18 protein-coding genes are annotated in these 21,534 nt (G+C 73.0%); 14 read left to right on the top strand and 4 right to left on the bottom strand.

Annotated features, from left to right (window positions below; translation table 11 throughout):
* Window positions 1-39: 39 nt before the first annotated feature.
* The 6 genes from J1M44_RS02145 to mnhG are packed head-to-tail and all read left to right on the top strand — an operon-like array spanning window position 40 to window position 6,084.
* On the top strand, window positions 40-2,880 hold the full coding sequence (locus tag J1M44_RS02145; RefSeq protein ID WP_206480472.1) for a DUF4040 family protein: 2,841 nt from the start codon (window positions 40-42) through the stop codon (window positions 2,878-2,880).
* On the top strand, window positions 2,877-3,332 hold the full coding sequence (locus J1M44_RS02140) for a sodium:proton antiporter (RefSeq protein WP_002855699.1): 456 nt from the start codon (window positions 2,877-2,879) through the stop codon (window positions 3,330-3,332). The genes J1M44_RS02145 and J1M44_RS02140 overlap by 4 nt, the downstream gene beginning before the upstream one ends.
* Window positions 3,329-4,969, top strand: a complete 1,641-nt coding sequence (locus J1M44_RS02135) for a proton-conducting transporter transmembrane domain-containing protein (RefSeq protein ID WP_020624210.1) — start codon at window positions 3,329-3,331, stop codon at window positions 4,967-4,969. Before J1M44_RS02140 ends, J1M44_RS02135 begins: the two co-directional genes overlap by 4 nt.
* Window positions 4,966-5,406, top strand: a complete 441-nt coding sequence (locus tag J1M44_RS02130; protein WP_206480471.1) for a Na+/H+ antiporter subunit E — start codon at window positions 4,966-4,968, stop codon at window positions 5,404-5,406. Before J1M44_RS02135 ends, J1M44_RS02130 begins: the two co-directional genes overlap by 4 nt.
* Window positions 5,403-5,693 (top strand): monovalent cation/H+ antiporter complex subunit F, encoded by a 291-nt coding sequence (locus J1M44_RS02125; protein ID WP_144826498.1) that lies wholly within the window; start codon window positions 5,403-5,405, stop codon window positions 5,691-5,693. Before J1M44_RS02130 ends, J1M44_RS02125 begins: the two co-directional genes overlap by 4 nt.
* Before the next feature lie 13 nt (window positions 5,694-5,706).
* Complete coding sequence (gene mnhG / locus J1M44_RS02120; protein WP_065573027.1) at window positions 5,707-6,084, top strand: monovalent cation/H(+) antiporter subunit G; 378 nt, start codon at window positions 5,707-5,709, stop codon at window positions 6,082-6,084.
* A 60-nt stretch (window positions 6,085-6,144) separates the two neighbouring features.
* Here mnhG and J1M44_RS02115 read toward each other — a convergent pair whose 3' ends face one another.
* Complete coding sequence (locus J1M44_RS02115; RefSeq protein ID WP_206480470.1) at window positions 6,145-6,666, bottom strand: PaaI family thioesterase; 522 nt, start codon at window positions 6,664-6,666, stop codon at window positions 6,145-6,147.
* 67 nt (window positions 6,667-6,733) lie between these two features.
* Here J1M44_RS02115 and polA point away from each other — a divergent pair, with 67 nt between their 5' ends.
* The 3 genes from polA to rpsA all read left to right on the top strand — a co-directional run bounded on the left by polA (window position 6,734) and on the right by rpsA (window position 12,504).
* Window positions 6,734-9,547 (top strand): DNA polymerase I, encoded by a 2,814-nt coding sequence (gene polA / locus J1M44_RS02110; RefSeq protein ID WP_206480469.1) that lies wholly within the window; start codon window positions 6,734-6,736, stop codon window positions 9,545-9,547.
* Complete coding sequence (locus tag J1M44_RS02105) at window positions 9,531-10,904, top strand: GNAT family N-acetyltransferase (protein ID WP_206480468.1); 1,374 nt, start codon at window positions 9,531-9,533, stop codon at window positions 10,902-10,904. The genes polA and J1M44_RS02105 overlap by 17 nt, the downstream gene beginning before the upstream one ends.
* A 142-nt stretch (window positions 10,905-11,046) precedes the next feature.
* The gene (gene rpsA / locus J1M44_RS02100) at window positions 11,047-12,504 is read left to right on the top strand and encodes a 30S ribosomal protein S1 (protein WP_036315338.1); all 1,458 of its coding nucleotides are present in this window, start codon (window positions 11,047-11,049) and stop codon (window positions 12,502-12,504) included.
* A gap of 135 nt (window positions 12,505-12,639) precedes the next feature.
* Here rpsA and J1M44_RS02095 read toward each other — a convergent pair whose 3' ends face one another.
* Together J1M44_RS02095 and J1M44_RS02090 are read right to left on the bottom strand one after the other, a co-directional pair.
* Entirely contained in the window at window positions 12,640-13,857 is a 1,218-nt protein-coding gene (locus tag J1M44_RS02095; protein ID WP_241252701.1) for a class I SAM-dependent methyltransferase, read from the bottom strand.
* Window positions 13,850-14,551 carry an IMPACT family protein gene (locus J1M44_RS02090; protein ID WP_206480467.1) on the bottom strand — a complete coding sequence of 234 codons (702 nt, stop codon included), beginning with the start codon at window positions 14,549-14,551 and terminating at the stop codon, window positions 13,850-13,852. The genes J1M44_RS02095 and J1M44_RS02090 overlap by 8 nt, the downstream gene beginning before the upstream one ends.
* A 154-nt stretch (window positions 14,552-14,705) precedes the next feature.
* Between J1M44_RS02090 and coaE (J1M44_RS02085) the strand changes: the two genes are divergently transcribed.
* The 5 genes from coaE (J1M44_RS02085) (at window position 14,706) to J1M44_RS02065 (ending at window position 21,362) form a co-directional block, all read left to right on the top strand.
* Window positions 14,706-17,075 carry a dephospho-CoA kinase gene (gene coaE / locus J1M44_RS02085; RefSeq protein ID WP_144824074.1) on the top strand — a complete coding sequence of 790 codons (2,370 nt, stop codon included), beginning with the start codon at window positions 14,706-14,708 and terminating at the stop codon, window positions 17,073-17,075.
* Window positions 17,072-17,719 carry a dephospho-CoA kinase gene (gene coaE, locus J1M44_RS02080; RefSeq protein WP_144824072.1) on the top strand — a complete coding sequence of 216 codons (648 nt, stop codon included), beginning with the start codon at window positions 17,072-17,074 and terminating at the stop codon, window positions 17,717-17,719. The genes coaE (J1M44_RS02085) and coaE (J1M44_RS02080) overlap by 4 nt, the downstream gene beginning before the upstream one ends.
* A gap of 37 nt (window positions 17,720-17,756) precedes the next feature.
* Window positions 17,757-19,886 (top strand): excinuclease ABC subunit UvrB, encoded by a 2,130-nt coding sequence (gene uvrB, locus J1M44_RS02075; protein WP_049158177.1) that lies wholly within the window; start codon window positions 17,757-17,759, stop codon window positions 19,884-19,886.
* Window positions 19,887-19,962: 76 nt separating this feature from the next.
* Window positions 19,963-20,601 (top strand): SatD family protein, encoded by a 639-nt coding sequence (locus J1M44_RS02070; RefSeq protein WP_206480466.1) that lies wholly within the window; start codon window positions 19,963-19,965, stop codon window positions 20,599-20,601.
* Window positions 20,598-21,362 (top strand): hypothetical protein, encoded by a 765-nt coding sequence (locus J1M44_RS02065; protein ID WP_049158175.1) that lies wholly within the window; start codon window positions 20,598-20,600, stop codon window positions 21,360-21,362. Before J1M44_RS02070 ends, J1M44_RS02065 begins: the two co-directional genes overlap by 4 nt.
* Window positions 21,363-21,402: 40 nt before the next feature.
* On the opposite strand, the gene J1M44_RS02060 is transcribed toward J1M44_RS02065, so the two are convergent.
* Window positions 21,403-21,534, bottom strand: a 132-nt coding sequence (locus tag J1M44_RS02060) for an integrase core domain-containing protein (protein ID WP_161788002.1), incomplete at its 5' end; no start/stop codon positions are given.

The raw sequence follows: 21,534 nt of genomic DNA, 5'->3' as shown, positions 1-21,534 counted from the left end.
CGTGTCCGTGACCGATCGACCCGAGCTGAGTGGTGTCCTGTGCTCCTGACCAGCCTCCTGCTGACCCTCCTCTCGGTGGTGGCGGCCGTCCCGGCCTCCCGTGCGCTGGGCAGGGACGCGGGCTGGGTCCTGGCCGCACCCCTGCTCGCCGCGGCCGGCGTGCTGATCGCGGCGTGGACGGGCGACAACAGGACGGAGCACCATCCGTGGATCCCCGCGGTCGGGGTGGACCTCGACCTCCGGCTGAACGGCCTGGCCCTGGTGTTCGCCATGATCGTCCTCGTCATCGGCGCCGCGATCCTGGCTTACTCCAGCCGATACCTCAGCCGGGACCGCACGGAGAGCCGCCCCGGCTCCTTCTACCTGCTGATGACCGCCTTCGCGGCGTCGATGCTGCTGCTCGTGCTCGCCGACAACATCGTGGTCCTCTTCGTCGCGTGGGAGTTCACCTCCTTCGCCTCCTTCTTCCTCATCGGGCGCTCGGGGGACCATGCCCGCGACCCCGCGATCCGGACCCTGCTCGTGACCGTGGGCGGTGGCCTTGCGCTCCTGGCCGCCGTCGCCGTCATGATGGTCACCGCCGGGACGGCCTCGCTCAGCGGCGTCCTGGCCTCGGACATCTGGCAGGACCCCGCCACCAGCACCGTGCTGGCCGTCCTGCTGGCCCTGGCAGCCTTCACGAAGTCCGCACAGTTCCCGTTCCAGGCCTGGTTGCCGGACTCCATGGTCGCCATCTCCCCGGTCTCCGCGTACCTGCACGCCGCGGCGATGGTGAAGGCCGGCGTGTTCCTGCTGCTCGTGTTCAGCCCCGTGCTGGCCGACCACGCCGTGTGGTCCACGCTGCTGATCGCGTGCGGTCTCATCACGGCGCTGTTCGGCGCGATCACGGCCCTGCGTCAGCACGACCTGAAGGGCCTGCTCGCCTACTCGACCATGAGCCAGCTCGGCCTGCTGACCGCCGTCATCGGCATCGGCACGCCCGCGGCGTTGACGGCCGCGGTCGTGCACACGGTCGCGCACGCCCTGTTCAAGAGCGCCCTGTTCATGCTGATCGGCATCGTGGACCACGAGGCCGGCACCCGGGACCTGCGCATGCTCGCGGGCAGGCACGTGCGCATGCCGGTCACGGGCACGGCCCTGACGCTCGCCGCCGTCTCCATGGCCGGCGTGCCGCCCCTGCTCGGCTTCGTCTCGAAGGAGGGTCTGCTCGACGCCGCCCTCGGCACCCCGGGCCCGGCCTGGGCCGCCCCGGTGGTCACGGGCGCGATCGCGCTGGCCTCCGTCTTCACCGTCGCCTACTCGGGCCGTCTGGTCCTCGGCGCGCTCGGCACGTGGGGCGCGAGCCCGGCCGGCACCGCCCAGCCGTGGGAGTCCGCCCGCGGCGAGGAGGTCCACGAGGCGGGCCCGGCCTTCTGGACCATGCCCGTGCTGGCCGCCGTGGCCGGCGTCGTGCTCGGCCTCGCCCCGCAGGCGCTGGACGCCCCCGTCTCCGCCGCCGCCCAGGCCGTGGCAGGCGCGCAGGCTCACGCGCACCTGGCCCTGTGGCACGGTGTGACCCCGGCGCTGCTCCTCTCCGCCGCCGTGATCGCCACGGGCCTCGTCCTGGTGCTGCTGCGCCGCCCCGTGGAGCGGGTCGCCGCGCGCACGGGCCTGCCCTTCTCGGCCCTGGACATCGTGGACGACATCCGCTTCGGCCTGGTGCGGCTGGGCGAGGTCGTCGGGCGTCACTCCGGCGGCATGGCGCCCCGGGCGCACCTGCTCATCCCGTCCGTCATGCTCGGCGTCCTCGCGGTCGTCGGGGTCCTGCTCGTGGACGAGCTGCCGGACGTGGTCGGTCAGACCGCGCGCTGGCACGACTGGGCGCTCGTCGTCCTCGTGGCCGTGGGCGTCGCCGCGACCCTGCGCGCCCGCACCCGCATCGCCGCGATGGTGGTCGTGGGCACCGTCGGCTTCGGCGTGACGCTGTGGTTCTTCACCCTCGGCGCCGTGGACGTGGCCCTGACCCAGATGCTCGTCGAGGTCCTCACCGTGTGCGTGATGGTGCTGCTGCTGCGCCGCCTGCCGCGCCGCTTCCGGCGCGACCCCGCACCGCGCCGCGCCGGCGCCCTCGTGGCCGCGACGATCGCCGGCGTCGCCTCCACCGTCGGCGTCCTGGCCTTCACCGGTCGGCGCGACATGTCCGAGATCGCGCGCTACTACCTCACCGAGACCTACGAGCAGGCCGGCGGCGTGAACGTCGTCAACGTGATCCTCGTGGACTTCCGCGCGCTCGACACCCTGGGCGAGATGACGGTGCTCGGCGTGACCGGACTGACCGTCGCGGCGCTGCTGATGAACCGCGCCCCCGTCCGGGCGCTGCGCAGCATCGTCGACGAGCGCTCCCCGCTCGCGCACGTGCACGAGAACCTCGTCTACGCGCGCACCTTCGGCCGCGGTCTCGGGCCCGTGATCATCGCGATGTCCGCCCTGCTGCTGCTGCGCGGGCACTACGAGCCGGGCGGCGGCTTCATCGCGGCCCTCGTGGCCGGTGCGGGCTACGCCCTCATGTACCTGTCGGCCGACACCGACCGCGACCGGCGCCTGCGGTGGCCCTACCTCACGCTCATCGGCAGCGGCGTGGCCCTGGGCACCGCCGCCGGTCTGACCGGCTACCTCACGGGCGAGGGCTTCCTGGCCGCCTCCGGGGTCAAGGTCCTCGGCTACGGACTGTCCACCACCCTGGTCTTCGACATGGGCGTGTACCTGTGCGTGCTCGGCCTCGTGGTCGCCGCGTTCACCCTCCTGGGCCCGGACACGGTCGAAGAGGCGCCCGACGACGGCGACGCACCCGAGAAGGCCGCACCCGGCGCGGCCACGACGCGAGAGGAGGCGACCCGATGACCGTCGCGATCACCGTGGGCCTGCTGATGTTCGGCGCGGTCTACCTGTTCTCCAAGCGCGAGCTGCTGCGCGTGATCCTCGGCATGGTGCTGCTGGGCCACGCCGGCAACCTCGCCATCCTCGCCGCCGGCGGCACCGACCGGCGCGCCCTGCCGTTCATCGGGAACGGGGACGTGGCCGCGCAGGCCGACCCGCTGCCCCAGGCGTTCGTGCTGACGGCGATCGTCATCTCCTTCGCCGTCACCGTGCTGCTGCTCGTGCTCGCCGTGACGGGCCGGTCCGACGACCAGGTGGCCGACCCCTCCGAGGACGCCGACCCGCACGAGCTCGCCGCCGCGGACGCCCGCTTCCCGCGCGCCGAGCTGGGCGCCGCCGTGCGCCACCTCGCCACACAGCCCCAGCCCGTGCTGCACGGCAGCCACCGCCATGACGACCGGGAGGAGCGCCGGTGAGCCTCGACGCCCTGGGCCTGGCCCTGCCGCTGTTCGTGGCCGTCCCCCTGCTGGCCGGCGGCCTGCTCGTGATCGCGGGGGAGCGTCCGGGGCTGCACCGCCGGGTCCTGCTCTCGCTGCTCGGGCTGAGCTCGCTCGGCGGCGCCGGGCTCATCCTGCTGACCCTGGACGGCACCGTGGTGGCCGGAGGCGTGGGCGGCTGGCCGGACGGCATCGCCATCGCGTTCGCCGCCGACACGTTCACCGGCCTGATGCTCACCCTCACCGCCGGGCTCTCGTGGGTGGGCGCCCTGTTCGCCTACAGCTCCCGCGTGACGAACTCCGTCTACTTCGCGCCGCTGCTGCTCGTCCTCACGGCCGGGGTGAACGGCGCCCTGCTGACGGCAGACCTGTTCAACCTCTTCGTGTTCATCGAGGTCATGCTGCTGCCGTCCTACGGCCTGTTCGTCCTCTCCGCCAACCGGCGCGAGCCCCTGCGCCGCGTGGACGGCGCCCGCCTCTACGTCACGCTGAACCTGTTCACCTCCACGATCCTCGTGGTCGGCGTCGGCTTCATCTACGGCATCACGGGCAGCGTCAACCTCGCCGTGCTGGCCGGCGCGGCGGCACGGGACGAACGGGTCGCCGTCGCCGGGTTCATGGTGCTGTTCGCCCTGTCCATCAAGGCGTCCGTGGTGCCCCTGCACGGCTGGCTGTCCAAGGCGTACCCCTCGACGTCGCCGGCGGTCACCGCGATCTTCTCCGCCCTGCACACCAAGGTGGGCGTCTACGCGATCTACCGCATCTACTCCGTGCTCTACGACGGCGAGCCACGCTACCTGTGGGCCATCCTGGTCCTGTGCTCGCTCACGCTCGTGATCGGCGCGGTCGCCTCCCTCGGGGAGCAGAGCACCCGTGCGATCCTCTCGTGGCAGATGGTCAGCGGCATCGGCGGCATCCTGGTCGGCGTCGGCCTGTCCACGCAGCTCGGCCTGGCCGCCGGCATCTTCTACATGATCCACCACATGGTCGTCATGACCTCCCTGTTCACCGCGACGGGCGCCGTCGAGGTCCGGTACGGCTCCGGCCGGCTGGCGGACCTGCAGGGCCTGGCCCGGCGTGAGCCGCTGATCGCCGCCGCGTACTTCGCGGGCCTGCTCTCCCTGGTGGGGATCCCGCCGTTCTCCGGGTTCGCGGGCAAGCTCATGCTCGTGGTCGCCGGCGTGGAGGCGGGCCGGACCGTCGTCGTGGCCGTCGTGCTCGTCGCGTCGCTGCTGAGCCTGTGGGCGCTGCTGCGCATCTGGAACGGCTGGTTCTGGGGCGAACCCGAGATGCCCCGCCACCACCGGGAGCGCCTCGAGACGGCCGCCCTGCCGATCGTGGAGGCCCACGCGGACGGCGCGGCCGCCTCGGCCGGCACCCCCGACGGCCCCGCGGCCGTCCACACCCCCACGGGTGTGCTGCCCGTGGTCTTCAGCCGGGACGAGGACCTCACCCGCTCCCGGATCCCCTTCTCGCTAGCCCTGCCGGCGGTCCTCACCGCGGCCCTGTCCCTCGCGCTCGGCCTGGGCGCGCAGGGCCTGTGGCTGGTCTCGGACACGGCCGCCCAGGGGCTGACGGACACGCATGCGTATGTGGAGGCGGTGATCGGCCGATGAGCCAGGCACACCAGTACGACGACGGCACGCAGGACTTCCGCGACGGCACGGCCAGCGTGTGGTCGTGGCCGCTGCGCCTGGCCGGCTTCGTGCTCTGGTACCTGTGGGCCCTCGTCACGTCCTCGGGCGCGGTCCTGCACGACCTGATCACCCCCGGCGACGACGCCCGCTCGGGCATCGCCCGGGTGCGCACCAGCTGCCGCACGGACCTGGAGGTCACCGTCCTGTCCTCGCTCATCACCCTCACCCCGGGCACCCTCACCCTCGGCACCCGTCGGGCGGGCGCCATGGGCGACGAGCCGGGCGATCCGGATGCGCGCCGCCTGCTCTACGTGCACGGCCTGTACTTCGACGACGCGGACGGCCTGCGCGCGGACATCCACGACATGGAGCGGCGCATGCTCCATGCGCTGCGTCGGACGGGGGTGGCCGCGTGAGCCTGACCGATCTGCACTACGACTGGTCCCTGATCGGGATCGACGTGGGCATCGCGCTGCTGCTCGTCGCCGCCGTCGTCTCCGCCTACCGGATCCTCGTGGGGCCCCTGGACGCCGACCGGGCCGTCTCCGGCGACCTGCTCACGTTCAGCGTCACCGGCATGGTCACGCTGTTCGGGGTCCGGGCGGCCAACGTCTTCACGTTCGACCTGGTGCTCATCGCCGCGATCACCGGGTTCCTGACCGGCATGTCCCTGGCCCGTGCGCTGACGCGCGGGCGACGCTGAGGAGGCCATCCCCATGGACACCGCGATGAACGTCATCGGCTCGCTCATGATCGTGCTGGGCGCGCTCGTCTTCCTCGGCGCCGCCCTGGGCCTCGTGCGCTTCCCGGACCCCTACACGCGGATCTCCGCCACCGGCACGGCCGGCGGCGTCGGCATGATCCTGCTCGTGGTCGGGGCCCTGCTCCACATGCCCTCGGTGGCCAACGTGGTCAAGGTCGTGCTGATCGTGGTCCTGCAGCTCGGGACGGCGTCGGTGGCGACGATGGCCCTGGCCCGTTCGGCCTATCTCACGGGGGTGCCCATGAACCCCGGGCACTACGACGAGCTCGCCGAGGACACCCCGGGGCGCGAGCACGGCGAGCCCGCTCCCCGCGCGCCGGACGAGGTCTGAGACCGCCCGCACGCGGCGTCGGCCCGGCCCGTCCCGTCTCCCGGGGCGGGCCGTGCCGCCTCAGGGGCGCGGCGCCAGGACCAGGTTGGTGATGCGGGCGGTCGAGAGCCGCCGGCCCTGCTCGTCCGTCATCACCACCTCATGGGTGACGAGGGTGCCGCCCATGTGGACGGCGGTCGCGGTGCCGGTCACGAGGCCCGAGCGGACGGCCCGGTGGTGCGTGGCGCTGATCTCGACCCCGACGACGTTGCGGTCCGGCCCGGCGTGGATCTTCGCGGCCATCGAGCCCAGGGACTCGGCGAGCACGAGGTGGGCGCCGCCGTGCAGCAGCCCGACGGGCTGCTCGTTGCCCGCGACGGGCAGGGTGGCGACGGCTCGCTCGGCCGTGAGCTCGAGGAAGCGCAGACCCATCTTCTGGGCCAGGGGGCTGATCGCCGCGCCGCCGAGGGCGGTGACAAGCTCGGGCGTCAGACCGGCCTCGGCGCAGGCCGCCTCCAGCTCGGCGGGGCTCAGCTCGGGGGTGACGCCGGGGCGGTACACGCGCTCGGAGGCGGCGGGGGTGGTCTCGGTGTGCTCACTCATGAGCACTAGGCTGGCACACGCGACCGGCGCGCCCCGCGCCGCGCGCCGAGAGGAGACGTGAGCACCCATGGCGGCAGATCCGACCCCAGAGGCCCCGCAGCGGCTGCTGGTCCTGGACGGGCACTCGATGGCGTTCCGCGCGTTCTACGCGCTGCCCGCCGAGAACTTCGCCACGGACACGGGCCAGCACACGAACGCCGTGTACGGCTTCACCGCCATGCTCCTGACCATGATCCGGCAGCAGCGGCCCACGCACGTGGCCGTGGCGTTCGACCTCTCCGGGCCCACGTTCCGCTCCGAGGAGTACGGTGAGTACAAGGCCGGCCGCTCCGAGACGCCCGCGGAGTTCGCGGGCCAGATCGAGCTGACCGTGAAGGTCATGGAGGCCCTGGGCATCCCCACGCTCACGCTGGAGGGCTACGAGGCCGACGACATCGTGGCCACGCTGTCCGCGCGCGCCGAGGAGGCGGGGTGGGAGGCCGTCGTCGTCTCCGGTGACAGGGACGCGTTCCAGCTCATCTCCGAGCGCACCACCGTGCTCTACCCCAAGAAGGGCGTCTCCGACATCCCGCCGATGGACGCGGACGCCGTCCTGGCCAAGTACGGGGTCGCCCCCGCCCAGTACCCCGAGCTCGCGGCCCTCGTCGGCGAGGCCGCGGACAACCTGCCCGGCGTGCCCGGCGTCGGCCCCGGGTTCGCCGCGAAATGGCTGAAGCAGTACGGGGACCTGGACGGCGTGCTGGCGCACGCGCACGAGATCACGGGCAAGAAGGGGGAGGCGCTGCGCGAGCATCTCGAGGACGTGCGCCGCAACCGCCGCCTCAACGCCCTCGTGCGCGACCTCGACCTGCCGATCGGGCTCGAGGCGATGCGGCTCGAGATGCCCGAGCGCGAGCCCGTGGAGGAGCTGTTCGACGCGCTGCAGTTCAACCGCATCCGGGAGCGCGTGTTCGAGGTGTTCGGCGAGCGGGTGGGCGAGGACGCGCCGCCTCCCGAGGTCGAGGCCGCCCCGGAGTTCACCGAGGCGACGACGGCCGAGGACGTGCGCGCCTTCCTCGCCGCCGAGGCCGGCAACCTGCTCGGCGTCCACGTGGACGTCGAGGGCCCGGCCCTGCTGCCCCGCCGCAAGGTGCCCGTGCCCGGCACGTTCGGCACGCCCGTCGGCGTCGCGCTGGTGGGCGAGCACGCGGGCCTGCACGTCACCCTCGACGGCGACGCCCCGGACCCGGCGCTGGTGGCCGCCGTCCGCGACGCCCTCGGCGAGGGCGGGCTGGCCAAGGCCGTGCACGACCTCAAGCGCACGCTCAAGGCGCTGGCCGCGCCCACCGAGGGCGACGGGCTCGGTCCGGACGCGGCCCTGGACGGCGTGGTGGACGACGTGCTGCTTTCGGCCTACCTGATCCAGCCGGACCGGCGGGACACCTCGCTCGAGGCGCTGGCGGAGGCGCATCTGCACACCCCCCTCACCGCCCCGCGCGAGCCCGCTCAGGAGCGGGCGCAGGGAACGTTCGACCTCGACGGGGGTCAGGCCGCCGCCGAACGCGCGGCCCGCGCCGCGGACGCCGTGCGGGCCGCCTGGGTGGTGCGCCGTCTCTCGACCCAGTTCACGCCCCAGGTGCTCGACCGCGGGGCCCAGCGGCTGCTGCAGGAGCTCGAGATCCCGCTCTCGCGGCTGCTCGCCCGGATGGAGCTGACCGGGATCGCCGTCGACGCCGACGCCCTGACCGGCCTGCGCGAGGACTTCACCGACGCCGCCGACGCCGCCAAGGAGTCCGCGTGGGCGTCCGTCGCGGAGGAGACCGGCGGGATGCAGGTCAACCTCGGCTCGCCCAAGCAGCTGCAGGAGGTGCTGTTCGAGCGGCTCAACATGCCGCGCACGCGCAAGACGAAGACCGGCTACTCCACGGACGTGGACTCGCTGCAGGACCTGCTCGAGCAGACCCGGCACCCGTTCCTCGAGAACCTGCTGGCCCACCGTGACGCCACGAAGCTCCGGCAGACCGTGGAGGGGCTGCTCGAGACCGTCGCCCCGGACGGCCGCATCCACACCACCTACTCGCAGACCGCCGCCGCCACGGGCCGGCTGTCCTCGCTGCACCCGAACCTCCAGAACATCCCGGTGCGCACCGAGGCGGGCCGCCGCATCCGTGAGGTGTTCGTGGCGGACGAGGTGGCCGGCGATCAGGCCGTGCTGCTCTCGGCCGACTACTCCCAGATCGAGATGCGCATCATGGCGCACCTGTCCGAGGACGAGGGGCTGATCCAGGCCTTCCGCGAGGGCGAGGACCTGCACTCGTTCGTCGGCTCGCAGGTGTTCGGGGTGGACCCGGACGACGTCACCGCCGAGCAGCGCGCCAAGGTCAAGGCGATGAGCTACGGCCTGGCCTACGGGCTGTCCTCCTTCGGGCTGTCCAAGCAGCTGAAGATCTCGGTGGACGAGGCGCGCGGCCTCATGAAGGGCTACTTCGACCGCTTCGGCGGCGTGCGCGACTACCTGCGCGACGTCGTCGCACAGGCCCGGCAGGACGGGTACACCTCGACGATCGAGGGGCGCCGTCGCTACCTGCCGGACCTCAGCTCGGACAACCGTCAGCTGCGGGACATGGCCGAGCGCGCCGCGCTGAACGCCCCCATCCAGGGCTCGGCCGCGGACATCATCAAGCGCGCGATGCTCGACGTGCAGGCCGGCCTCGAGGAGCACGGGCTGGCCTCGCGCCTGCTGCTGCAGGTCCACGACGAGCTCATCCTCGAGGTCCCGGCCGCCGAGCTCGAGCAGGCCACGGCGCTCCTGAAGGAGCGGATGGGCCGGGCCGCCGAGCTCTCCGTGCCGCTCGACGTGCACGTGGGCCGGGGAAGGAGCTGGCATGACGCCGCGCACTGACGCGTCGGAGGGTCCGTCGCTGCGGCGGCTGGCCGACGCCGCCGAGGCCCGGCTCGGCGAGCACGGCCTCGCGCTGCGCGACCTCGGGGTCCTCGGCCCCGAGGACCCCGCCGCATCGCACTTCGTGGCCGCGGTCGAACGGGGCTTCTACGAGACGGTGCCCACGGGCGCCGCGCTCCGCCAGCAGCTCGAGGCCCACGCGGCCGACGGACGGCGCCGGCTCGGCGTCTACGCGCCGGGGGACGACCCGGCGGCCCGCCGCCCCGCCGCCACCTTCGAGGACTTCGTGCAGCCGCTGACCACGTGGCCCGGCCGCACCGTCGACGCGTGGCTGATCACCGACGTGACCGTCTCGCCGGACGCCCGCCGGCGCGGCGTGCTGCGGGCCATGATGCTCAGGTCCCTCGCGGACGCCCGCGACGCCGGCCTGTGCGCGGCCGCCCTGACCGCGACCGAGGCCGCCATCTACGGCCGCTTCGGCTTCGGGGCCGCCACCCGGTGGCACGCCGTGCGAATCGACGTCTCGGGCGCCCCCGCGTTCACGGGCGCCCCGGCCGGCGGGCGGGTCACGGTCGAGGAGCCGCGGGAGATCCCCGGCCTCGTGGACGAGCTGTACGGGCGGGTGCTGCCGGCCACCCCGGGCTCGGTCCAGCGGACCTCGTTCAGCGTGCCTCGCTGGGAGGACCGCGAGGCGAGTCGGAACGAGGGGCGCGGCTCGGGGCTGTACGCGGCGGTCCACCGCGACGACGACGGGCGGGTCCAGGGCGTCGCGCTGTATCGGTTCGAGGGCTGGGAGAAGGAGCCGCCCACGATCACCGTCACCGCGTTCCTCGCGGCGACCGCCGACGCGCGGCGCGGGCTCGTCCACCACCTGGCCCGACTGGACCTGGTCGAGCGGATCGAGTGGGGCCGCGCGCCCGAGCCCGGTTGGCTCGAGGCGCTCTTCGTCGACGAGCGGCGGGTGAGTCGGCACCGCGGCTCCGACGACCTGTACCTGCGGGTCCTGAACCTGCCCGCCGCCATGGCGGCCCGTGGCTGGGCGGGCGACGGGGAGGTCGTCGTCGCCGTCGAGGACGCGCTCGGCGCGATCGACGGGACGTGGCGGCTCACCGTCCGCCAGGGGCGCGGCGCCGCCGAGCGGTTGGGCCCCGCGGCCGACGCCGTGGGCCTGGGCGCGGGACTCCGGCTCGACGCGGCCCGGTTCTCCGCGCTCTGGCTCGGCGGGCACTCCCGCGGGGCCGGCGCCGCGGTGCTGGCGGAGGCCGGTGTCGTGGCGGAGCTGCGGGCCGGCGCGGCGGAGGCGTTCGACGGGCTTGTGCGACCCAGCCGACCCCTGCACACCCTCGTCGGCTTCTGATACGCTGGACGAGCACATTCGTGCGCGTTTGATACATGTCCATCACGACCCACGCCGGGTGGGGCCCCTCTGGTGCCCGGATGCCGCCCACCGGCGGCATCGATCCCGACGTGACCCCCGATCCCAACGGAGTCCCTCCTACATGACCACCACTTCCAACGCCCCGCAGGTCGCCATCAACGACATCGGCTCTGCCGAGGACCTGCTCGCCGCCATCGACGCGACCATCAAGTACTTCAACGATGGCGACCTCGTCGAGGGCACCGTCGTCAAGGTGGACCGCGACGAGGTCCTGCTCGACATCGGCTACAAGACCGAGGGCGTCATCCCGTCCCGCGAGCTGTCCATCAAGCACGACGTGGACCCGGACGAGGTCGTGGCCGTGGGCGACACCGTCGAGGCCCTGGTCCTCACCAAGGAGGACAAGGAGGGTCGCCTGATCCTCTCGAAGAAGCGCGCCCAGTACGAGCGCGCCTGGGGCGACATCGAGAAGATCAAGGAGGAGGACGGCGTCGTCGAGGGCACCGTCATCGAGGTGGTCAAGGGCGGCCTCATCCTCGACATCGGCCTGCGCGGCTTCCTCCCGGCCTCCCTCGTGGAGATGCGCCGCGTGCGCGACCTGGCCCCCTACATCGGCCAGAAGCTCGAGGCGAAGATCATCGAGCTGGACAAGAACCGCAACAACGTGGTCCTGTCCCGCCGCGCCTGGCTCGAGCAGACCCAGTCCGAGGTCCGCTCCAACTTCCTCCACAAGCTGGAGAAGGGCCAGGTCCGCAACGGCACCGTGTCCTCCATCGTCAACTTCGGCGCCTTCGTGGACCTGGGCGGCGTGGACGGCCTCGTGCACGTCTCCGAGCTGTCCTGGAAGCACATCGACCACCCGTCCGAGGTCGTCGAGGTGGGCCAGGAGGTCACCGTCGAGGTCCTCGAGGTGGACATGGACCGCGAGCGTGTCTCCCTGTCGCTGAAGGCGACCCAGGAGGACCCGTGGCAGCTCTTCGCCCGCACCCACGCCCTCGGCCAGGTCGTGCCGGGCAAGGTCACCAAGCTCGTGCCGTTCGGTGCGTTCGTCCGCGTGGAGGACGGCATCGAGGGCCTCGTGCACATCTCGGAGCTGGCCTCGCGCCACATCGACACCGCCGAGCAGGTCGTGTCGGTCAACGACGAGCTGTTCGTCAAGGTCATCGACATCGACCTCGAGCGTCGCCGCATCTCCCTGTCCCTCAAGCAGGCCAACGAGGGCGTGGACCCCGAGGGCACCGAGTTCGACCCGGCGCTCTACGGCATGGCCGCGGAGTACGACGAGGAGGGCAACTACAAGTACCCCGAGGGCTTCGACGTCGAGACCAACGAGTGGATGGAGGGCTTCGAGACCGAGCGCGCCGCCTGGGAGCAGCAGTACGCCGACGCTCAGGCCCGCTGGGAGGCCCACAAGGAGCAGGTGCGCCGCTCCCTCCAGGAGGAGGCCACCGCCGGCGCCGACGCCGGTGCGGGCCTGGGCGGCTCGTCCTACTCCTCCGAGGCCCCGTCCTCGGACGGAGGCACCCTGGCCTCCGACGAGGCCCTCGCCGCCCTGCGCGAGAAGCTCACCGGCAACTGATCGCCGCGGTGCGTGACCGTCCCTGACGGCCCGCGCCGAGCACCCGACGCCCCGTCCCTCCCTCCGGAGGGGCGGGGCGTCGTCGCGTCCCGGGGGGCTGGCCGTGGGGGAGCGGACGGGACCCGACGGCCGCGCTCAGCGGCGCTCGGAGACCGTCACGGTGAACGTGCGGTCGCGCGCCGTCTGCCGGGTCGGCCCGACGAGGTCCTCCAGCACCGGCCGGTACCGCAGGTGCGAGTTCCAGACGCACCACAGCCGGCCGCCCGGCTCCAGCACCCGCGCCGCGGCCGCCACCAGCCGGTGGGCCACGGAGGGGTCCACGGCGTTGCCGTCGTGGAACGGGGGATTCAGGAGCACGCACTCCTCCGTCCCGTCCGGCCACGTGGCCAGGGCGTCGTCGCGCACGGCCCGGACGCGGTCCGCCACGCGGTTCGCGCGGGCCGTGGCCAGCGTCGAGGCCACCGCCACGGCGGACTGGTCGGTGGCCAGCACGGTGACGTGCGGCCACAGCCGCGCCGCCCCGACCGAGAGCAGCCCGTTGCCGCAGCCCAGGTCCACGACGCGCCCGGGCGGGCGCGGGTCGTCGGCGAGCGAGGCGAGCAGCAGACGGGAGCCCGGGTCGGCGGCGGCACCACCGAAGGCGCCGGCGTGGGCCACCAGATGCAGGCTCCCCACGCCGGGGACGTCGCGGTCGGCCTCCTCCGGTGGCCGGGGGGTCACGCCGGGACGCGGGCCCCGGGCCGTGAGCACGCGCGCCTTGCGGCGGCCCCGTCCGGCGACGACGTCCTCGAACGCCGCGCCGAGCACCGCGTTCATGCGCGGACTCATGTGCTTGTCGCGGCCGCCGGCCAGCAGGACCACGCCGGGGTCGGCCACGGCTGCGACGATCCGGGACAGCCGGTCGAGCTCGTCGAGCGAGCGGGGCAGCGGCAGCAGGACCGTCCGGGCGCCCCGGGCCGCCTCCTCAGGCGTGGCCGTTCGCTCGAGCTCGCCCGTCTCCCCGCCGAGGCGACCGGCGGCGCGCCACGCGGCGAGGTTCGCGTCCAGCGAGCGCTCGGCGGAGGCGTCGTCCTGGTGGATCCGGACGTCGTGGCCGGCCGTGAGCAGGGGCAGGGTCAGCGCGCCGTGCCGGTCCTCCAGGACGGCCACCGGGCCGGGGACGTGCCCGCTCGCGATCCACCCGGCCAGGGTGTCGAGCAGGAGCAGGTCCGCCGCGTCGTGGGCCTGGCGGTCGGGCTCGGGCGGCAGCGGCCACCGATCCAGCGCCGCGAAGTCCACGCCCGCGGTGAGGTCGTCCGGCAGCCCGCCGTGGGCGACATCGGGGGTGACCCCCCGGGGCAGCGGTTCACTCATGGTCCACCCAGTCCTCTCCGATCCGTTCCGCATGCCCCGCGCCAGCCGTGACGTCCGCGAGCCGCTCCGCGAACGCCGCGCGGGCCTCCTCGGTGTCCGGCACGCCGACCGTCAGGCGTACCGCCGCGGCGCCGTAGCTCGCCTCCAGCACGGACACGCCCGCCGCGCGCAGCTCGTTCTCCCACCGGCCGGCGTCGGTGTGGGGCGCCTCCACCGCGAGCAGGGCCAGCCGGGAGCGGGTGCGCAGCGGGGCGGCGTCGAGTGCCCCGGACACCGAGTCCGAGTAGGCGCGCACCAGGCCCCCGGCGCCCAGCTTGATCCCCCCGAACCAGCGCACGACGACGGCGCACACGTCCGTCAGGTCGGTCCGGCCCGGCGCGGTCTCGCGCTGGACGAGGGCCTCGAGCATGGGGACGCCGGCGGTGCCGGCGGGCTCACCGTCATCGCTGGAGCGCATCCGGTCCCGGGCGGGGCCGAGGACGAACGCGCTGCACACGTGCCGCGCGTCGTGGTGCCGGCGCCGCAGGACGGCGATCATCTCGCGCGCCTGCGCCTCGTCCTCGACGCGCCCGAGATAGGTGAGGAAGCGGCTGCGGCGGATCTCCACCTCCCGTTCCAGCCAGCCGTCGGGGTCGCGGGCGGACGCCGGCAGGACCGTGCAGCGCACGGTCGGGGCGGGGGCGGGATCGGACATGACCCCACCCTAGGGGCTGGCCGACGACGGGCACGCCGTCCAGCCCGGACATGAGCTTCGGTACAGTGGGGGACCGTGCCACCCGGCACCGGCCCACCGGTGTGCGTGCACGCGTGCCGCCGCGGGCCTCCCACGACCTTGTCCCGGGAGACTCATGACTTCCCCGCTCACTCGCCTGCACGACACGTTGGGGCTCCGCACGAGTCCGGCGATCTTCTTCGGCTCCGCCGCCGCGGTCGTCCTCTTCACCGCCGCGATGGGCCTGTTCCCGGGCCCGGTGCAGGCGGCCTTCGGCGTGGTCTCGAGCTGGCTGCGCTACGACGTCGGCTGGATCTACACCCTGAGCCTGACCCTGCTGGTGGCGTTCCTGTTCATCCTCGCCGTGACCCGGTACGGCCGGGTCAAGCTCGGCGACGACGACGCGGTGCCGGAGTACTCCGGCCTGACCTGGTTCGGCATGATGTTCGCCGCCGGCGTCGGCGCGGTGCTGATGTTCTGGGGCATCGCCGAGCCGATGAACCACTACGCCAACCCGCCCATGGCGGGGACGGAGCCATTCTCCGACCGCGCGGCCTCGGAGGCCATGTCGATCGCGAACTTCCACTTCGGCATCCACATGTGGGCGATCCTGCTCGTCCCGGGCCTGTGCTTCGGCTACTTCACGTACAAGCGCAAGCTGCCCCCGCGCGTGTCCTCCGCCTTCCAGCCCCTCCTGGGCGATCGCATCCACGGCCCCATCGGCAAGACGATCGACATCATCGCCGTGGTCTCCACCGTGTTCGGCCTCGGCGTGTCCGTGGGCCTGGGCGCCCTGCAGATCAACGCGGGCATGAACTACGTGTTGGGCACCCCCGTGGCCGGCTGGGTCCAGGCGCTCATCCTGGCCGTCATCACCGCCGTGGGCACGGCCTCCGTGCTGGCCGGCATGGACAAGGGCGTCAAGCGGCTGTCCTACGCCAACATCCTGCTGGCCATCGCCCTGCTCGTGTACGTCCTGATGTGGGCCGTCTCCAGCATGGACGTCATCCGCGGCACCGTGCAGGCGATCGGCGAGTACGCCTCGATGCTGCCCCTGCTCTCCACCTACAACGACACGTACAACTCGGGCCAGTGGTCCGGTGACTGGACCGTCTTCTACTGGGCCTGGACCGTGACGTGGGCGCCCTTCGTGGGGATGTTCTTCGCCCGCATCTCACGCGGCCGCACCATCCGCTCCTTCATCATGGCCGGCCTCGGCCTGCCCACGGCGTTCGTCATCATCTGGATGGGCATCTACGGCTACTCCGCGTTCCAGTCGGACCGCGCCACCGCGCCGGCGCCGGGCCAGGGCGGCGACCTCACGCAGACGATCGTCACCGACGGCAACGTCCAGGCCGCCCTGTTCCAGCACCTGCAGGGCACCCCGCTCTACACGGTGGCCGCGGTCGTGGCGCTCGTGGTCATCACGCTGTTCTTCATCACCTCGATCGACTCGGGCGCGCTCGTGATGGACGCGATGGCCAACGGCCACGAGGATGCGGCGCCCCGCCGCCAGTCCGTGTTCTGGGCCGTGTCCATCGGTGCGGTCTGCGCGGCCATCATCCTCACCGCGGGCGAGAACGGCCTGGCTGCGCTGCAGGAGGTGATCATCGTGATCGGCCTGCCCATCCTGCTCATCACCGTCACGCAGGCCGCACTGCTGCTGCAGGCCCTGCGCGAGGACGCGGGTGCCGCGCGGCCCATGCGGACCCGCCAGTGGAAGCAGGTGCTGCCGGCCGAGGAGTACCGCCGCCGCGCCACCGAGGACGGCGTCGACGTCTCGGACTTCGTGATCCGCCCCGAGTTCGAGGTCGGCACCGAGCCGGAGAACGACACGCACACCCCGAAGACGTGGCACCAGCAGCGCATCGACGCGGCCAAGGCCCTCGTCACCGTCGGCCTGACCGGCGGCATCGCCGCGGGCCGCACCGAGGTCGGCGCGGAGCTCGAGCGGCGGGGCGCCGTCGTCGTGGAGTTCGACGACCTGATGGGGGAGATCCTCGTGCCCGGCAACCCCGTGCTCGAGGAGCTCCGGTCGGTCTTCGGCGAGGACATCGTCCGCGCGGACGGCACCCTGGACGCGCGCGCCCTCAACCGGCTCACCACCGAGAGCTCGACCGCCCGGACGCGCATGTACGAGATCGTCTCCCCGGCGGTGCGCGACGAGGCGAACCGCCGGGCCCGCGAGATCGGCGAGGACTCCGTGCTGGTGGTCGACCTGGCCCTGCTGGCCGAGACCGGCTCCGAGCGCGACTTCGACCAGGTGCTGGCCGTCTCTGCTCCCGCCGAGGTGCGCGTCGCCCGGCTCATGGAGTCCCACGACATGACCCGCGAGCGGGCCTGGGCCTTCATCGACGAGGAGGCGGCGGACGAGGAGCGGGCCGAGATCGCGGACACCGTGATCGAGAACGACGGCTCGCTCGAGGACCTGCAGGAGGCCGTCCGGGCATACTGGGAGGCCAAGATCCAGCCTCAGCTCGAGGCCGCCCGAGGGGAGCGCGTATGACCGAGACCGACCAGGTGGCCGAGCGGCCGCGCGTCCATGTGGGCCTGACCGGCGGGATCGCCGCCGGCAAGTCCGCGGTGGCCCGCGTCCTGCAGGAGCGTGGCGCGCTCCTGGTGGACTCGGACGCCCTCGCCCGGCTGGTCCTCGAGAAGGGCACCGACGGGCTGGCCGCCGTCCAGGACGAGTTCGGGGACCGCGTCATCACTGCGGACGGTGAGCTCGACCGCGTCGAGATGGCCCGCATCGTCTTCGGGGACGAGGGCGCCCGGCAGCGCCTGAACCGCATCGTGCACCCCCGGATCCGGGCCGCGGCCCGGCGCATCGTCGCCGAGGCCGGGCCGGACGCCGTCGTGGTGCAGGACGTGCCGCTGCTGGTGGAGACCGGGCAGGCGGACGCGTTCGACCTCGTGATCGTGGTGGAGGCCCCGCTCGAGGAGCGCCTGCGCCGGATGGTGGAGGACCGCGGCATGAGCCGCGCGGACGCCGAGGCGCGGATCGCGGCCCAGGCCACGGACGAGCAGCGGCGCGCCGTCGCGGACGTGGTCATCGTCAACGACGCCGACCTCGAGCGGCTCGCGTCCGTGGCGAACCAGGTGTGGGACCGGTTCCTCGCCCCCGACGCGGCTGAGCCCTCGGCGGACTGACCGCCGCGGTGTCCGGGGCGCGACGTAGGGTTCTGCCATGAGCCTGGCCCAGAAGATCAACCGCGTCGTCGCCCCGTTCGAGGTCATCTCCCCGTACCAGCCCTCCGGTGACCAGCCGAAGGCCATCGCCGAGCTCGCCGAGCGCGTGGAGGCGGGGGAGAAGGACGTCGTCCTGATGGGCGCCACCGGCACGGGCAAGTCGGCGACGACGGCGTGGCTCGTCGAGCGCCTCCAGCGGCCCACGCTGGTGATGGTGCAGAACAAGACGCTCGCGGCGCAGCTGGCCAACGAGTTCCGCGAGCTGCTGCCCCACAACGCGGTCGAGTACTTCGTCTCCTACTACGACTACTACCAGCCTGAGGCGTACGTCCCGCAGACGGACACCTTCATCGAGAAGGACTCCTCCATCAACGAGGAGGTCGAGCGGCTGCGCCACTCGGCCACGAACGCGCTGCTGACCCGGCGGGACGTGATCGTGGTGGCCACCGTCTCCTGCATCTACGGCCTCGGCACGCCCGAGGAGTACATCGAGCAGATGGTCACCCTGCGCCGCGGTGCGGAGATGGACCGGGACGTGCTCCTGCGGCGGTTCGTGCAGATGCAGTACGTGCGCAACGACGTCGACTTCCACCGCGGCACCTTCCGGGTGCGGGGGGACACCGTGGAGATCATCCCCATGTACGAGGAGCTCGCGGTGCGCATCGAGTTCTTCGGGGACGAGATCGAGTCCATCCAGACCCTGCACCCGCTCACCGGCCAGGTGGTGCGCGAGGAGGAGGAGATGTACATCTTCCCGGCCTCGCACTACGTGGCCGGCGACGAGCGCATGGGCCGGGCGATCACCACCATCGAGGACGAGCTCCGGGAGCGGCTGCAGGAGCTGGAGTCCCAGGACAAGCTGCTCGAGGCGCAGCGGCTGCGCATGCGCACCACGTACGACCTCGAGATGATGCAGCAGATGGGCTATTGCAACGGCATCGAGAACTACTCGCGCCACATCGACGGCCGTCCCGCCGGCTCCGCCCCGCACTGCCTGCTGGACTACTTCCCGGACGACTTCCTGCTCGTGGTGGACGAGTCCCACGTGACCATCCCGCAGATCGGCGCGATGTACGAGGGGGACATGTCTCGCAAGCGCACCCTCGTGGAGCACGGCTTCCGCCTGCCCTCAGCCATGGACAACCGCCCGCTGAAGTGGGACGAGTTCCTCGAGCGGATCGGGCAGACCGTGTACCTCTCCGCGACGCCGGGCGCCTACGAGCTCGGCCAGGCGGACGGCTATGTCGAGCAGATCATCCGGCCCACCGGGCTGGTGGACCCGCAGGTGGTGGTCAAGCCGACCGAGGGCCAGATCGACGACCTGCTCGAGCAGATCCGCGTGCGCACGGCCAAGGACGAGCGCGTCCTGGTGACCACGCTGACCAAGCGCATGGCCGAGGACCTCACGGACTACCTGCTCGAGGCGGGGGTGAAGGTCGAGTACCTCCACTCGGATGTGGACACGCTGCGCCGCGTGGAGCTGCTGCGGGAGCTGCGCAAGGGCACCTTCGACGTGCTGGTGGGCATCAACCTGCTGCGCGAGGGCCTGGACCTGCCCGAGGTCTCGCTCGTGGCGATCCTGGACGCGGACAAGGAGGGCTTCCTGCGCTCCACCACCTCCCTCATCCAGACCATCGGCCGCGCCGCCCGCAACGTGTCCGGTGAGGTCCACATGTACGCCGACAACGTCACCGACTCCATGCGCCGGGCGATCGAGGAGACCGAGCGGCGCCGGGCCGTGCAGATCGCGTACAACGAGGAGCACGGGATCGACCCCCAGCCCCTGCGCAAGCGCATCGCGGACATCACGGACCAGCTGGCCCGGGAGGACGCGGACACCGCCGACTTCCTCAAGGGCATGGGCGGCGTGAAGTCCGGGTTCGACTTCGGCATGGGCCACCGCGGCCTCAGCTCGCTGGACCGGGCCCCGGCCACGGGGGAGGGTGCCGAGGCCCCGGCGGTGGACCCGGCGTCGCTGCCCGCCAAGGACCTGGCCGATCTGATCGAGCAGATGTCGCAGCAGATGCACCAGGCGGCGACGGACCTGCAGTTCGAGCTCGCGGCCCGCCTGCGCGACGAGATCGGCGAGCTCAAGAAGGAGCTGCGGCAGATGAAGCGGGAACAGTGACCGCCCGGCGCGTTCCGCGCCCAGGGTGTTATGAAAACACTGATGAATAGCGTCATATCAGTGGTAGTGTGACGCCATGAGCGCAGCACCCCTGGTCGCGGCCGTGATCGCGGACATCGTCGGCTCCCGCGCGCTCCCGGACCGGGAGCGCGCGCAGGAGCAGATCCTGGCCGCCTTCGCGGCCGCGGAACGGGACGTCCCGCCGCTGCGGCCCGCCTGGGCCAGCGTCGGCGACGAGTTCCAGGCGCTGCACCGCGCCTGGCCGGACGCGCTCCGGCTGACCGTCCGCGTCACGCTCGCCCTGCCCCCGGGCCTCGACCTGCGGTTCGGGATCGGCCTGGGGCAGCGGCGGGCCCTGGACGCCGGCGGAGACGGCATCGAGGACGGCACGGCCTGGTATCGGGCCCGCGAGGCCGTCGAGCATGCGCACGAGCGGGCGGCCGGCGCCGCGACCGCCTTCCGCGCCGCGGACCCGTCCCTCACCGCCGCCGTGGACGGGCTCGTCCTGCTGCGCGACCACGTCCTCGGCCGGCTCAAGGCCCGCGAGCGCCGGATCGCCGCAGCCCTGCTGGGCGGGGCGACCCAGGCGCAGACCGCCCGGGCGGAGCGGATCACGCAGTCCGCGGTGTCGCAGGCCGTCGCGCGGTCCGGGATCGACCGGCTGCTCGAGCTGGACGCCGAGCTCGCCACCGCGGCGACGGAGGTCGCGCCGTGACCGCCCTCGCACTGCTCGCCCTGGGGCTGCACGACCTGCTCGACGCCGTCCTGCCCGGCGCCTGGGCCGCCCCCCGGCGGCGGTGGCTCGCCCGGGCCGGTGCAGCCGTGGCCGCCGTCCTCGCCGCGGTGCTCGTGGCCGTCCTGGCGCCGACCGGCATGTCCGTCGCGGTGGGCGGCGGCCTGGTGGCCCTCGGCCTGCTGATGGGCTGGACATGGCTGCACCCGGACCGGCCGCTCGGGGTGGTCGCGGTGGTGGCCACGGTCGGCCTGGTGGCCGTGCTCGAGTCGACCCTGGCGCCCGCGGGTCTGCGCTCCGCGCCCCCTGCCCTCACGCTGCTGGCGGTGGCGCTGGCCCTGACCGAGACCGGCAACCGGGTCACCCGCGCGGTCCTCGCCCTGGCGGGCCGGCCCGCCGACGGGGGCGACGAGGAGGCGGAGGAGCCCGCGGCGGAGCCCGCGACCGTGCCGTCCGCCGCGCCCACGGACCCCGCGGCCGACGGCCTGCGCGGCGGCCGCTACATCGGACCCATGGAGCGGCTGCTCATGGTCGTGCTGGGGCTCGCGCAGGCCTATCCGGTGATCGCGGCCCTGATGGCGGCCAAGGGCATCGTGCGCTTCCCGGAGATCTCGGCGGACCGAGGTGCCGGCTCACGCGCGGAGGAGTTCCTCATCGGCTCCCTCGCCAGTTGGGGCCTGGCTGCCGTCGGTGCCGTCGTCGTCTGGCTCGCCCTGGGACTGACCGCCCCCGGCGCAGCCTGAGACCGGGCCCACCCGCGGCCGAGCGCGGGGCCGCACCCGTCTAGGTGTAGGAGGGCATGACGTTGTTGACACGCACCGGGGCCAACGAGGCCGGAGGAGCCTCTCCGCAGGAGGTATGCGGCCGATGGTAGTTGTAGTGATTCACCCACACCTGCAGGGCCTCACGCCGAGC

The sequence above is a fragment of the Micrococcus sp. KRD128 genome, assembly GCF_017168395.1.
GTDB lineage: Bacteria > Actinomycetota > Actinomycetes > Actinomycetales > Micrococcaceae > Micrococcus > Micrococcus luteus.
Note: the sequence above shows the minus strand (reverse complement) of the source record. Positions and strands in the feature narration are given on the sequence as shown.